Annotated in this window: 13 protein-coding genes and 1 riboswitch; of the genes, 8 read left to right on the top strand and 5 right to left on the bottom strand. The window is 38.5% G+C overall.

The features are described from left to right. Positions 1-137: 137 nt before the first annotated feature. From torD to PVK63_RS14645, 4 genes are all read left to right on the top strand, one after another. Positions 138-785 (top strand): molecular chaperone TorD, encoded by a 648-nt coding sequence (gene torD, locus PVK63_RS14660; protein WP_130087669.1) that lies wholly within the window; start codon positions 138-140, stop codon positions 783-785. Positions 786-1,058: 273 nt separating this feature from the next. Next, positions 1,059-2,066, top strand: a complete 1,008-nt coding sequence (gene purR / locus PVK63_RS14655) for an HTH-type transcriptional repressor PurR (RefSeq protein WP_130047460.1) — start codon at positions 1,059-1,061, stop codon at positions 2,064-2,066. A 155-nt stretch (positions 2,067-2,221) separates the two neighbouring features. Continuing rightward, a riboswitch (cyclic di-GMP riboswitch) is annotated at positions 2,222-2,303 on the top strand. Between the two features lie 126 nt (positions 2,304-2,429). Continuing rightward, on the top strand, positions 2,430-3,017 hold the full coding sequence (locus PVK63_RS14650; RefSeq protein WP_130087668.1) for a TfoX/Sxy family DNA transformation protein: 588 nt from the start codon (positions 2,430-2,432) through the stop codon (positions 3,015-3,017). A 311-nt stretch (positions 3,018-3,328) separates the two neighbouring features. Then, positions 3,329-4,981 carry a sensor domain-containing diguanylate cyclase gene (locus PVK63_RS14645; RefSeq protein WP_207215682.1) on the top strand — a complete coding sequence of 551 codons (1,653 nt, stop codon included), beginning with the start codon at positions 3,329-3,331 and terminating at the stop codon, positions 4,979-4,981. 24 nt (positions 4,982-5,005) lie between these two features. Here the strand turns inward: PVK63_RS14645 and PVK63_RS14640 are convergent, their stop codons facing one another. After that, positions 5,006-5,743, bottom strand: a complete 738-nt coding sequence (locus tag PVK63_RS14640; RefSeq protein WP_130045567.1) for a hypothetical protein — start codon at positions 5,741-5,743, stop codon at positions 5,006-5,008. A 138-nt stretch (positions 5,744-5,881) separates the two neighbouring features. Between PVK63_RS14640 and PVK63_RS14635 the strand changes: the two genes are divergently transcribed. Further along, a complete protein-coding gene (locus tag PVK63_RS14635; protein ID WP_130087667.1) occupies positions 5,882-6,184 on the top strand; it encodes an MGMT family protein in 303 nt (100 codons plus the stop codon). A 37-nt stretch (positions 6,185-6,221) separates the two neighbouring features. On the opposite strand, the gene PVK63_RS14630 is transcribed toward PVK63_RS14635, so the two are convergent. Then, positions 6,222-6,725 (bottom strand): YbaY family lipoprotein, encoded by a 504-nt coding sequence (locus PVK63_RS14630; RefSeq protein WP_130087666.1) that lies wholly within the window; start codon positions 6,723-6,725, stop codon positions 6,222-6,224. Between the two features lie 230 nt (positions 6,726-6,955). Here PVK63_RS14630 and tesB point away from each other — a divergent pair, with 230 nt between their 5' ends. Then, a complete protein-coding gene (tesB, locus tag PVK63_RS14625; RefSeq protein ID WP_130045564.1) occupies positions 6,956-7,819 on the top strand; it encodes an acyl-CoA thioesterase II in 864 nt (287 codons plus the stop codon). A 75-nt stretch (positions 7,820-7,894) separates the two neighbouring features. On the opposite strand, the gene PVK63_RS14620 is transcribed toward tesB, so the two are convergent. After that, positions 7,895-8,362: an Lrp/AsnC family transcriptional regulator gene (locus PVK63_RS14620; RefSeq protein ID WP_130045563.1), complete on the bottom strand. Its 468-nt coding sequence runs from the start codon at positions 8,360-8,362 to the stop codon at positions 7,895-7,897. Between the two features lie 132 nt (positions 8,363-8,494). Here PVK63_RS14620 and PVK63_RS14615 point away from each other — a divergent pair, with 132 nt between their 5' ends. Beyond that, a complete protein-coding gene (locus PVK63_RS14615) occupies positions 8,495-9,559 on the top strand; it encodes a PLP-dependent cysteine synthase family protein (protein ID WP_130087665.1) in 1,065 nt (354 codons plus the stop codon). A 125-nt stretch (positions 9,560-9,684) separates the two neighbouring features. Continuing rightward, the gene (gene queC, locus PVK63_RS14610) at positions 9,685-10,368 is read left to right on the top strand and encodes a 7-cyano-7-deazaguanine synthase QueC (RefSeq protein ID WP_130087664.1); all 684 of its coding nucleotides are present in this window, start codon (positions 9,685-9,687) and stop codon (positions 10,366-10,368) included. A 129-nt stretch (positions 10,369-10,497) separates the two neighbouring features. Here the strand turns inward: queC and vexH are convergent, their stop codons facing one another. Beyond that, positions 10,498-13,608, bottom strand: a complete 3,111-nt coding sequence (gene vexH / locus PVK63_RS14605; RefSeq protein WP_130047454.1) for a vibriobactin export RND transporter permease subunit VexH — start codon at positions 13,606-13,608, stop codon at positions 10,498-10,500. A gap of 2 nt (positions 13,609-13,610) precedes the next feature. Next, positions 13,611-14,666, bottom strand: coding sequence for an efflux RND transporter periplasmic adaptor subunit (locus tag PVK63_RS14600; protein WP_130045559.1), 1,056 nt, complete (start codon positions 14,664-14,666; stop codon positions 13,611-13,613). Positions 14,667-14,997 lie beyond the last annotated feature (331 nt).

Genomic DNA, 14,997 nt, shown 5'->3' with positions numbered 1-14,997 from the left:
GATTCAAAACAAATCTTAACCAAAATCCGGCTTTAATCTTTACATATATATTTATACACGCTGTTAATGATAGGTGCTATTCCTTTTCACACTTATCCAGTACAATTCCCATATAAATTTTTTGGAGTGACGAATACATGAACGAATTGACTGCATTTAACGAACAACGCGCTGAAATTTACTGGTGGCTGTCAAGTTTATTAACAAGCGAATTAACCGCAGAACAATTAGAAGAATACAATAGCTTTGAAGTTCGTACATTTTTATCAAACTTAGCTGAAACCGCAGAATTATCTAGCTCAGTGAGTGCTCTAATTGAAAAGTTAAATCAATTACAAAAACGTGAAGACGCACAACTTGAACTTTCTGCCGACTTTTGCCAAGCTTTTTTAGGTTCAGATAAAAGCAGTGCCCTACCTTATGCATCACTATACCTTGATAAATCAGGTCTTTTGAATGCAAAACCAGCACAAGAAATGCGTGCACTATTAGAGAAATATAACATCGCACAAAAAGCTGAATTTAATGAGCCTGCCGATCACATTGCCATTGAACTTGATTTTCTTGGTAATTTAATCGTAATGACAAACCAACAAGCTTCTGAAGAAGAATTTGAAGCTTACATGGCCGCTCAGTTAAACTTCATTAATGAGCAACTCTTATCATGGACACCACGCTTTAGCCAAATCTGCCAAGAGCGAGATGACTTCGGCTTCTACGCAGCGGTTACACATTTCTTAGTGACGTTCTTACAGTTAGATGCTGCATTCCTTACTGGTGAGTAATTGAGTCACTCATTTTGATGATATAAATTAACAAGTACGTGATATAAATCAGATTACAACTAGAATTTATGAAATCAATAATTGTTTGCACTATACTTTACCTATAGTATGTGTACGCAAACGATAAAATTAAAACATTAAATAAAAGCCGCATTTTTAGCGGTTTTTTTCATTTATCAGGGCCTATTTATCTTCCATCAGTTCTTTAAAAGAGCAACACCTATTTTGTTGGAACATAAATAGCCCCTTATTTAACTATGTTAAGGCTTAAATATGGCTACAATTAAAGACGTTGCAAAATTAGCAGCGGTATCAACAACAACCGTATCTCACGTAATAAATAAAACTCGCTTCGTCGCTGAAGCAACACAAAAACGCGTGTGGGAAGCTGTTGACGAATTAAATTACGCACCAAGTGCCGTAGCTCGTAGTTTAAAATGCAACACAACACGAACTATCGGTATGCTAGTAACGCAATCATTCAATCCTTTTTTTGCAGAAGTAATGCACGGTGTTGAAAATTACTGTTACAAGCAAGGCTACACATTGTTTATGTGTAATACCGAAGGTGATCTAGAAAAGCAAAAACATTACATCCGTATGCTGGCAGAGAAACGAGTAGATGGCTTACTTGTTATGTGTTCTGATCTAAATGAGCAACTTCTTGCTCTTCTTGAGAAAAACACCGAACTACCTATGGTTATCATGGACTGGGGCCCAGACAGCCCACACACAGATAAAATCATTGATAATTCAGAAAAAGGTGGTTACTTAGCGACTAAACATTTGATTGAAAAAGGTCATACTGAAATCGCATGCATTACTGGTCAAGCGGATAAAGCTACATGTAATGAGCGAATCCATGGTTTTAAACGTGCACATGAAGAGGCAGGATTAGCCTTTAATCCAAATTGGATTTTAGAAGGTGATTTTGAATGTGCTTCTGCAGCTAAAGCGATAGATAAACTAATCGCAATGGACAAACAGCCAACAGCTATATTCTGTTTCAATGACATTATGGCATTAGCCGCGATTAGTCGAATTAAACAGTCTGGTTTACGTGTACCTGAAGATATCTCAGTGATTGGATATGATAATATTGAGTTATCTGCTTATTTCTCTCCACCACTCACTACAATTCATCAACCTAAGCGAAGAGTCGGAAAAACTGCGGTTGAAATTTTATTAGAGCGTATAAAAGATAAACATCACGAGCGTCGTATTTTTGAAATGCAGCCTGAAGTAGTATCTCGAAATAGTGTTTTTGATAAGACTAAATAATAAAGTTTAAATTTACAAAACAAGAACAATCAACGTCATTTTCAAGGAAAAGTTGAACCAACTTAACAAAAATGACGTTAATTTTATGGAGCAAGATCACACTTTTGATTTTTTTTGGTCTCTTGACTTATTGATTGCTATATCATCATCCAAAGTCACGAACAGGGCAAACTGTGCGAAAGTGCAGGACGCAAAGCTTCCGGCCTAAGTTTTATATAGGGTAGCGGGGTTGCCGATGGCAAGTATTCTTTTATGCATTGTTAATTTTTACTTTAAAATAACAATTCTATATTTTGAACTTGCTACTATTTCCTCGGGCTCAGTTGTTTAGTGACATAGACTTACTAACCGAGAATTATTGCAATGGATAAACCAGTACTAAAAGAATCACTCCGTCTCCTCTCCTCTCTAGGAAAGATCACTTCACGTTCTATGTTTGGTGGTTTCGGTATATTTATCGACAGCACTATGTTCGCACTTGTCGTTCAAGATAAGCTGCATTTAAGAGCAAGTGATGACACTATCAACTTATTTAAAGAGCAAGGATTTGAACCATACGTTTATAAAAAACGTGGTTTTCCTGTTGTGACCAAATATTTTGCAATTTCAGCAGAATGTTGGAAAGAACCTGATTCAATCTTATTACAAGCGGTTATCGCTCTAGATGTCGCTAAAAAAGATAAAGAAAAACAGAAATCAGAAGGTCCATCTCGAATTAAAGACCTACCAAATTTACGATTAGCAACAGAACGAATGCTTAAAAAGGCAGGTATTAATACTGTTGAAGAACTTCGTGATACAGGGTCAGTTAACGCATACAAAGCCATTCAGCAAACGCACTCTAGCAGTGTGAGCGATGAATTACTTTGGTCTCTTGAAGGTGCGATTAAAGGTACTCACTGGTCTGTTATTTCATCTGATACCAGAGATGAATTAAGAAAGCAGTTATAGAATAATTCACTCTATCTCAGTTTACTTCTGAATAGTAAATACAGCTCTTTATTCGACAATAAAGAGCTATATTTCATACTCTCCCCTAAGCTATATTCGCTTAATTACACGACAAACCTAAAAATAGCGCATACCACTTACATTAATTTAACTTTTATGTAAATGCTCTATTCTTTTCTCGATTATTCATATATCCTATATAGTACTGCAGACCATTAAATGGCCTAGTGAATTATCGGATACCTTAGATGAAAAAAAATACAATCAGTAAAAAATGGCTCTATCTACCTATAATATGCATGATAATTACCATGTCTCTTGGCCTTTTTATTTTCAATTCAACACTTTCTAATTGGCTTGAAAATAAAGTTGAAGGTGGATTATCTGAAGAAGTATCGCGAGTCATAACAAAAATTAAAGATGATAATATCTCTTTCTCAGATCTAACTGCGCTTGATATCTATGTTAAAACTGATATTGAGTTAGCGAAAGAAGATCACATCACTCTCATCAAATCTAACGGTACTCCAATTGCCGATAGTGACATATCTTTAGTCTCTACGTTAAAGCTAGAGAATCATCTAAATCGTAAAGAAGTCATTGATGCTAAAACTACAGGGTATGGCACAACAACGCGCTTTAGTACATCACGCTTCAAAAATTTACTTTATGCTGCACAATCATTTGATTATCAAGGGCAAACTTATATCCTCCGAGTTGCAACACCATTAACTCGAATTGATGCCATGGTTGAAGAGTTAATGAATATTCTTATGATTTTAATGGGGATCAATATCGCATTAGTTATCGCTTCATCCCTATTAAGTAATAAGCTTATTCAGCAACAGGTAAAAAATGAACAAGACTTACAAGAAGAACGCATCGACCAACGAACTCAAGAAATTGAGCTGTTACACCGTTTAGCTAATATGTTAGCCGCTTGTAATTCAATAAATGAAGCTCAAATGGTTGTGGAGGATATTCTTCCTCGTATTCTTGGGGACGTTAATGGTGTTGTTTCATTAATGCGTTCATCTCGCAACCAGTTATTAGTTAAATTAGATTGGGGCGGAGCATGGCCTGGTAACAAGACATATGCACCTGAAGAATGCTGGGCTTTACGTAAAGGTAAGTTCCATTTAGCCAATGATAAATATACTACTCTACCGTGCTCTCATATGTCAGCAACAGGAACGGATCAAACACTGTGCATTCCCCTGACAGCTCATGGAAACACTATCGGTATGATGCATATTTACCTTGGAGAAGAAAAAGAGCTCGCAGCTAATGTGCAAAAGTTGGCATTTACTGTGGCTGAACACCTTGGTCTTGCTTTGGCTAATTTAAATTTACAAGAAAAATTGCGAGAGCAAGCCATAAGCGATCCATTAACTGGTTTATACAATCGCCGTTACTACGAAGAGACCATTAATCAAGAGATAATGCGTGCTCATCGCCATAAACAAGAAATGTCTATTCTTATGCTAGACCTTGATCACTTTAAACGCTTTAACGACAACTATGGCCATGATGCCGGTGATTACGTATTAAAAACCATTGGGACACTACTTCTTAATACCATGCGTGGAGAAGATACCATTTGTCGACTTGGTGGCGAAGAGCTCGCTATTATTTTACCAAACACCAACGCAGAAGGAGCTCTTGTTGTAGCAAACGGATTATGTACGGCTGTCAGTGACCTTCATCTTGCAATTAAAGAGCTTTCACTTGGTAAACTAAGTGTTTCTATCGGTATTTCTACATACCCTAAAAATGGACAACAATCAGACGACTTAACCAAACTTGCTGACATTGCTTTATATGAAGCAAAAGGTCGCGGCAGAGATCAAGCGTGTCATTATGATGATTTAATTCAATCTTCTGAAGAAACTAAAGAAGCTATTGAATTAAAATCTAACGATATAAAAGAAGAAGTAACAACTGCCGTATCCAGTAACGCTTAACCGTAATAATTATAGATGGTGAACCTAATCTGTTGGTTCATCATCTACCTGCATCATAAAATCAGTTATCCAACCAATCATTAAAATCATCAACCACGAGACCATCACAGAGGTAGGTACCTCGAACTTGGGTGAAATAATTAAGGTGGCAAATGCTATAACCGGTAAAAGCCATGACAGCATAGTAAGCCAATCACGATACTTTGAGCTACCAACACTCTGTAAACAAACAATAAGGCCAGTAATAGACAGAGCTACCAATGCCGCATGTTGCAAGCCACCTATCCATAATGGAACGACCAAAACCAGAGGCCACCACGCATTTCGATTCACTGGTTTCCAACTTCTCGCCGCTACCCAAACTAAAATAACACTGATAATCTGAATCAATGTTAAAGACGCAGCCCCTTCTAATTTGCCTTCATACTGCAACGCCATTATTCCGGCTTCCATCGCCACCACTACTGCAATAATAAAAGCGATTAAATGGATACTTTTTCGTCGTGAAAAGACCACCATCAACAATGGAAATAGAGTCCAAACAGAGATAGATAACGATAAAGGCTGCTCACTTAATGTCCAACCAAATAGCGAAATACCACTCACTAACACCCAAGTAGCCACGCCCCCTTGAGGAATTAACCACAGCATTGGAATAGCCAAGGCCAATAAAGGAAGTTCACCTCCGCTAATCCCAAAAGCCAATACGCCAACAACAACAAGTAGAATACTTAATATAATTGATAATACAGTCAAAACCATCTTCTCCCTCCTTGGTATCAAGCGGTTTACTTTGTTACTATTTCAGTTTAGCGGTAATAATTAGCTTTATCACTGACTCACCTCACTTTTCTAAGATAATACTTATCTGAATTGGCACGCATTAAGGTATTCATTTCAATGGACGAATTTGCTCAAAATATTTATACAAATCTATATTATGTGCCAAAGGGCCGAGTGATTACTTATGGACAACTTGCAAAATTGGCAGGCTTTCCTAATCATTCTAGACACGTAGGAAAAATATTATCAAAACTGCCAAAAGAAACGCAATTACCATGGTATCGAGTTGTTAATGCTCAAGGGAAGATATCATTACAAGGTGATAGATTTGAAAGACAGAAGCAATTACTTGAAGAGGAAAATATATTAATAAAGGATAATGGAAGTGTTTCAAACTTTAAACAAGTAGTTATGCCTTAAAACATAACTACTTATTTTTATATGCTACTTTTCAAAATTATTGACGAACGCCTTTTAGCATTAAGTCTTGTTGCATGGTTTTTGCTTCATCAGTAATAACGGCGTAGTTAGTATCTGTTGTAAAACGTAACTTACCATCCACTTTGATTGTTGCGCGTACAGAGTAGCGATGATTTGCTTGAATATCTGCTGTATCAAACTCTAAAGAATAATCAAATGGAGATGATTTTTCTGCGGCCTCAAAAGTTTGCTCAGAAATCGTTTTTGATGGTGCATCAGCTAATGATACATCAGCCAGTGTCACTGTAATAACCGCATTTGCAGGCAATGCAATGCGCTCACGGTAACCAACACTACCCGTAACTACTTGTGTCTCAGCCACTTCAATTACGTCAGTATTTGCAGCATCAGTTTGAGTTACTTCCTCTTGAACTACAACTTCTTGTTTTACCGTTTCTTTTTCAGATTTATCTGTTGAATTACAGCCAACCATTGTAATCCCTGTAGCCACCGATAACGCCACCAATAATGATTTTTTCATTTTATTCTCTCTTTGTTATATATTTTGATAAAAACGACATAAATATAAACCTAATATATTAAACTGTCTTCTCATCGACTCTATCTTTGACAGAAAACTAACTCAACGACCGTAAAATCACACAGTCCTGATGTTATCTTGACCAAGTTAACATATTGTTTAACTTATTGAACTCAAACTGAATCTACCTCACAATAGAATAATTACGTTACTGGTACTAAGGCAAAGAAATGAATAAAGCATTAAATGAGTTATTGACCCTCCTACAGCTAGAACAATTAGAACAAGGTTTATTCAGAGGGCAAAGTGAAAACCTTGGTTTACCGCAAGTTTACGGTGGTCAAGTCATTGGCCAAGCGCTTTCAGCTGCTCGTTACACCGTAGATAACGCAAGAACGGTACATTCTTTTCATAGCTACTTTCTTCACCCTGGTGACCCAGAAAAAGCGATCATTTATGATGTTGAAAATCTAAGAGATGGTCGAAGCTTTAGTACCCGTCGTGTTAAAGCCATTCAAAACGGCCGTCCAATTTTCTATTTAACCGCTTCTTATCATGGTGATGAACCTGGTTTTGAGCACCAATCATCAATGCCTGACATTGCTGGCCCTGAAAACTTTGCTTCAGAAACGCAATTAGCAGAAGCAATTAAGCACGTACTTCCACCAGCGGTTCAGAAAATATTTTGTGGCGAAAAACCGATTGAAGTTCGCCCTGTTAATATCGTTAATCCATTAGCACCTAAAAAAGCTGCACCAACACAGCATTTATGGATCAAAGCAAACGGTGATTTGCCAGATAACCAATTAATTCATCAATATTTATTAGCTTACGCTTCTGATTGGGGATTTTTGCCAACAGCATTACACCCACATGAAGTCAGCTTATTAACGCCAAATTTCCAAGTTGCTACGATTGATCACTCAATGTGGTTCCACCGCCCATTTAAAATGGATGAGTGGTTGCTTTACTCTATTGAAAGCACCAATGCGAGCGGCTCTCGAGGCTTAGTTCGTGGGGAGATATTTAATCAGAAAGGTGAGCTTGTGGCGTCTGCAATGCAAGAAGGTGTTATGAGAATGAAGAAAAAATAAGCCATTTATCCCAAATAACGCAGGTCTGGTATTACTCCTGACCTGCGATAACAAAATAATTTAATTACGGGAAATCTATAATGGTAGTTCTGTCGTATACTTCAAAGGTTCCATTGCAAATGTACTGGTAACATTCGAGATCCCATCAACACTATTCACTAATTTTTTATAGAAACCATCAAAGGCCTTCATGTCTTCTGATAACACCTTCATCATGTAATCATACTCACCTGCCATTCGATAAAATTCCATCACTTCAGGAAAATCAGAAACCGTATCAACAAATTTGTTGTACCATTCTTGTGAGTGATTTGAGGTTTTAATTAAAACAAAGGCATTAAAACTTAACCCTAATTTTTCTGGATTAAGCAAAGCCACTTTCTTTTCTATTACCCCTTCTTCTTCCAGCCTTTTTAATCGTTTCCAGCAAGGTGTCGTGGTTAAATTTACGGCCTCGGCTAAATCATGTAATGAGATAGTGCTGTCTTTTTGCAGTAATGAAAGTAAGGTCGTATCCACCTTATCTAGCTCATGCTTTCCCATAAAAACCTCACAATAGAAAAATTTTCTCTTTTATAGCTGTAATGAAGTAAATATAGCAAAGTTTTTCTCAACATACAGAGGTAAATTAATCACATCGCTACTATTTGCATTGAGAATATTAAGGAAAGCATTATGTGTACAGATCATGATTGGATTAACAACGCTATTCGTAAAATTGAAGCAGACTACCAACGCTCTGCTGATACACACCTAATTAAACTTGATTTGCCTATGCTTGATGGCATCGATTTATATCTGAAAGATGAGAGTACACATCCAACAGGCTCTCTTAAACATCGTTTAGCCCGCTCTCTTTTTCTTTATGCTATTTCTAATGGCTGGATTGGTCCAAACACGCCTATTATTGAATCATCATCGGGCAGCACCGCGGTATCTGAAGCCTACTTTGCTCGCCTACTTGGATTGCCATTCATTGCTGTAGTCCCTCGTAAAACAGCAAGTAAGAAGATTGAGATGATTAAATTCTATGGGGGTGAACCTCACTTTGTAGAACGTTCTGATGAGATTTATGCAGAGTCTCGTCGTCTTGCTGAAGAGTTAGATGGCCATTATATGGATCAATTTACTTACGCTGAACGTGCAACAGACTGGCGCGGAAACAACAACATTGCAGATAGCATTTTTCGTCAAATGCAATTAGAAGATCATCCTGAGCCAACGTGGGTTGTAATGAATCCAGGAACAGGCGGCACATCTGCAACCATTGGCCGTTTTATTCGTTACCAAAAATACAACACTAAATTATGCGTTGTGGACCCTGAAAACTCAGTATTCCATAACTTCTATAAAACGGGCAATAAAGAACTAACACTAGAGGCTGGCAGTAAGATTGAAGGCATTGGTCGACCTCGTGTAGAGCCAAGCTTTATTCCCGGAGTTATCGATGAAATGCGCACAATTACGGATGTAGCAAGCGTCGCAACGGCTCGCTGGTTAGAAGGAATTCTTGGACGAAAAGCCGGGGCTTCTACAGGAACCAACTTATTTGGCGCACTGCAACTTGCTTGTGAAATGCAACAACGCGGTGAAAAAGGCTCTATCGTTACCCTACTGTGTGATAGTGGTGAGCGATACCTTGATACGTATTATGATGACGAGTGGGTTGCTGATAATATCGGTGATTTAACACCGTGTTTAGAACAATTGGCTCGCTTTGAAGCAACAGGTCAATTATAAAAACCAATAAAATAATAACGTCCCGCTAGGATAATACCAATCGGTAATAACAATAAAAGCCATCGATCATCGATGGCTTTTTCATTACAATACAATTAAATAATCCTACAGAGATTCATTCTATTATGTCTACAGCAATCATTGTTTTTAGTGGCGGTCAAGACTCCACTACCTGTTTAATTCAAGCTCTTACTCAATATGATAATGTTCATTGTATTACTTTTGATTACGGCCAACGCCATAATCAAGAAATTGAAGTAGCAAAAAAAGTCGCGCTTGAACTGGGTGCAGCCTCTCACAAGGTGATGGATGTTGGTTTACTTAATGAGCTTGCCGTTAGCTCATTAACTCGCGACAATATCCCTGTTTCTCATGAGCTGCAAGAAAATGGCCTACCTAACTCTTTTGTCCCGGGTCGTAATATCCTGTTCTTAACACTTGCTGGCATTTATGCATATCAATTAGGGGCTGAGTCTGTCATCACTGGTGTTTGTGAAACTGACTTCTCTGGCTACCCTGATTGTCGAGATGAGTTTGTAAAATCAATTAACCAATCTCTCGTATTAGGTATGGATCGTAAACTTCGTATTGATACTCCACTTATGTGGCTAAATAAAGCAGAAACTTGGGCACTTGCTGATAAATATGGCAAATTAGATTATGTGCGTAGTCAAACTCTAACCTGTTATAACGGTGTGATTGGGGATGGATGTGGTGATTGCCCATCATGTGACTTACGTAAAAATGGTCTAGATGAGTATTTAGAAAATAAAGACGCAGTAATGGCAGATTTAAACGCCAAGCTATAGTGATTTACGTTACAACCAGTAAATCTAATCTAGGTAATGCCAATCCACATAAGTATTTGATTTAAATAAAAAGGCCATCACTAAACATCAAGTAATGGCCTTTCTTTTTATCAAATTATCATTTCAATATTAATGCGAAATTCGCCCTTTAATATCATGATCTAATTCTTTATTTAATAACGCTTCTATATGACCTGGAGACTTAGTATTACCTGAGATTAAGCGATACATCGCAGGAATAACAAATAACGTTACCAAAGTCGCAAACGCCATACCAAAGAAAATAACGGTACCGACTGCTACTCGGCTTTCATAACCCGCGCCTGTAGACATAATCAATGGAATCGCACCGGCTAATGTCGTAAATGCCGTCATTAAGATCGGACGTAAACGACGGGCGGATGCATCAACAATCGCTTGCTCTAGCTCAACACCTTTATCACGAAGTTGGTTCGCAAACTCAACAATCAAGATCCCGTTTTTAGTTACCATGCCGATCAACATGATCATACCGATTTGGCTATAAATGTTGAGACCTTGCCCCATTATCACTAGCCCTAAGAAACCACCAAATACACCCATAGGAACGGTAAACATCACCACCATTGGGTTAATAAAGCTTTCAAATTGCGCCGCAAGTACCAAATACGCAACAAGTAATGCTAGCCCGAATACAACAAGAATACTTGATTGATTTTCTTTAAAGTCTTTTGACTCACCAGTGTAAGCCACTGAAATATCACTCGGTAGCATTTCTATCGCTTTTGCATCCAGATAATCCAGAGCATCACCTAATGTCGCACCATCTTTTAAATTGGCACTTAAGGTTATGGATTTCTGCTTATTGGTATGTGATAGACGAATAGCAGATGCCACCTCATTGATTTTCGTTACCGTATCAAGTGTCACTAAGTCACCCGTAGCGGTTCTCATGTAAATTTGGCTCAGATCCGCTGCGTTATTAAAGCTGTTTTCATCGCCTCGTAAATACACATCATATTCTTCACCACGATCCACATACGTGGTTTCACTTTTACCACCAAGCATGATTTCAAGGGTATCTGAAATATCAGAGATCTTAATGCCTAACTCAGCAGCACGGTTGCGATCAACCGACACAACTAACTCTGGTGTTTTTTCAGAATAGTTAATGTCTGCACCTTCCATCAATGGACTATTATTCGCTTCCGCTTTTAATATATCTCCCCACTTTTGCAGTTCTTTGTAATCGGAGCCACCAAGTACAAATTGCACAGGCTCACTTGAACCACCACGGAAACCTGGCATCATTGGAAATACACGAACATCTGGGATATCTGCTAAGGTTTTACGTATCAAACCTAATCCTTCTTGAGCAGTTAACTCTCTGTCTGCCCAATCCTCTAAGATCATGATAACAAAGCCTGTTTGGTCACCTGCTTGACCACCAAACGCTGGCGATTGAATACTGAATGATTTTAAAAAGCCTTTACCCAACAATGGCATCAGTCTCTCTTCAACAATATCCATGTTCGCACTCATTCGATTATAACTGGTCGCATCAGCACCACGAACAAAGGCAAACAGTACGCCACGGTCTTCTTGAGGTGTTAATTGTGCAGGAACCTGCTTCATCAAACCGTAGCTGCCGCCGATACACGCCAAGATAACCACTGGTGCCAATAAACGCCATGCCACGGCTTTAGATACTGATTTGCGATAACCACGCTCAAGCCCTGAAAATAATCTATCAACAAATAAGTTAAAACGATTTGGTTTAACATTGGCTTTTAAGATCTTGCTGCCTAGTACTGGGGTCAGTGTCAAAGCTATCAATGATGAGAATAACACTGACATTGCAAGCAATACAGAGAACTCAGTAAATAAGAGACCGACCATGCCATCCATAAATGAGATCGGCAAGAATACCATGACCAAAACCAAGGTTGTTGCTATTACGGCAAAGCCCACTTCTCTTGTGCCTTTATAGGCGGCTAATAATGGCGACTCACCTTTTTCTAGATGATGGAAAATGTTCTCTACGACCACAATGGCATCATCAACCACTAGACCAATCGATAAGATCAGTGCCATTAAGGTAATTAAGTTAATTGAAAAACCAAAGTAATAGGCGGCAATAAACGATGATATTAAAGAAACAGGTACCGTCACCGCAGGAATTAATGTCGCTCGCGCCTGACCAATAAAAATGTACAACACTAATATCACGAGACCACCCGTAATAAAGAGCGTGCTATACACCTCAGAGATAGAACGATCGATAAATACCGTCGAGTCATAATCAATGGCTAAGCGAGTACCCTCAGGTAAAAACTGCTGTATTTTTGCTACTTCTTCATGAACTAAATTGGCCACTTCTAGCGGGTTTGCGTCAGATTGAGGAACTATCCCCATACTTACGTTAACAACACCATCACTTTTAAACGTCGAATTTTCGTTTTCAGCACCAATGAACACATCAGCGACATCTTTTAGGTAAATAGAAGTGCCATCACTCGCCGTTTTTACAACAAGATAGTTAAAATCTTCCGCTTGGTTATATAAGCGCTCTGTTCGAACTGACATAACAATCGCGTCATTTCGCACCTCACCACCTGGGCTTTCAATATTCTCTGAGCGCAATGCGGCAGTAATATCGGATGCCGTGACTCCACGCCCTGCCATCAAATCCGGTTGTAGCTTCACATACATTACTTTGTAAAGCCCACCAGAGATATCAACTGAGCTCACGCCAGTGATCAAGCTAAAACGGTCAACCAATACTCGCTCGGTATAGTCAGTTAACTCTGTTCTATCCATTACACTAGAGCTTAGATTGATATAAAGCGACGCTTCTCCGCTGCCGTTGTTTTTAAAGACAATCGGATCGTCCGCTTCGTCAGGCAAACTTCGTTGAGCACGAGCTACTGCATCACGAACATCACTTACCCCCGTATTTAAGTCGTAACCTAAATCAAAGGTAATAGTAATACGAGACATGCCGTTACGTGTTGTAGATTCAATCTCATCAATGCCACTAATACCAGAAAGCTGATCTTCTAATACTGTTGTTATCTGGCTTTCAATAATGGTTGCAGAGGCTCCCTCATAACGAGTACTGATAGATACTACTGGGCTTTCAATATCTGGCATTTCACGTACAGCGAGTTTGCTAAAAGAAACCGCACCAAATACACACAACAATAAGCTAAGAACGATGGCAACAACTGGTCTTTTTACCGACGTATCCGATAACCACATAATTACTGTCCTTTAGCTACAGGCTGAGTCTCTTGTTCAAGCAACTTAACCGTTACCCCTTCACGCATATTAACTAAACCTTGAACCACAATATCTTGACCAATCTCTAAACCAGATTCAATCACGACGCGGTTTTCAACACGAGCACCAAGCGTAACTTGAGTACGTGTTACTTTATTATCATCACCAATAACGTACACATAACGTTTTGTACCAGAATATTCTAAAGCTTGTACTGGAATGATTGGGGCACTAATAGAAGGAAAATCCAACTCTGCCGCCATTAGCATACCTGGTTTCATCTTTAGATCTTTATTTGGGAACTCAATACGCACACGTAAATTCAAGGTTTCTGCATTAATACGAGAATCAATACCCACGACTTTTCCTGAAAATACGGTATTTCCCCATGCTTGACTTGTCGCATCGACTGTCATACCCGTTGATAACATTGAAAGGTAACGTTCTGGCACTTGTAAATCTAACTGCATTAAAGACAAGTTATCTAACGTCAGTAATTCAGTCCCAGCATTGACCATTTTACCGCGACTAAAATCAATAAACCCGACCGTACCAGAGAAAGGAGCAGAAATGTGAAGATCAGCTAAATTCGCATTTGCTGCCTCTAAACGAGCTTGCGCAATATCAACACTGGCTTTTTGGCCATCGATTTCCGTTTGAGTAATCGCGTTCTTTTTCGCTAAACGTTGAAATTCTTTCAGTTTACGTTTCTCATCATTCAAATACGCTCGCGCCTCTTTAATTGCAGCACTGGCTTTATCATCATTTAACTGAATTAAAAGCTGACCTTTTTTAACTTCTTGATTTGCCTTAACTGCGATTCGGTCAATTTTTCCAGAAACCTCAGGAGAGATGATCACAGACTCCGCAGATTCTAATTTTCCGATTAATGATAATGATTGGGATATTTCATGTGTTGCCACTTCTTCAGAGACAACAGCAACCGATTGATTTCCTCTTGATTTATTAGCATAAGAAGGTGTTGATAAAGTGCATGCTAATAAAACTGCAAGAGTAATAGACTTAGTTTGATTCATATTGATACTTATTATTTGAATTATTAAAATTACTTACTGGCTCTAGTTTACCAAGTGAAAGTGGTTTTGTTCGTCAATGAATGTAAAGATGGTGCAATAAACTGTAAAAACAATCACTTCCATATGACCCTTTTTTATATTATTTGTTCAAAAATGGTGCTTTTCACCCCTTTTTGACGAAAAACCAATCATTCAAACCAAAAAACAAAGAAAAGTGCTTTACAGAAAAACGAAGTTTGCTATTATTCGCTCCGAACTTGGCAAGGTCGTTGGGAAAACTCTTGTTAAGTATAAAAATCTCTCGTTGGGGGGGTTCCCGAGTGGCCAAAGG

Origin of the sequence: Aliivibrio sp. S2TY2, assembly GCF_028765525.1 — a bacterium.
Classification (GTDB): domain Bacteria; phylum Pseudomonadota; class Gammaproteobacteria; order Enterobacterales; family Vibrionaceae; genus Aliivibrio; species Aliivibrio finisterrensis_A.
Note: the sequence above shows the minus strand (reverse complement) of the source record. Positions and strands in the feature narration are given on the sequence as shown.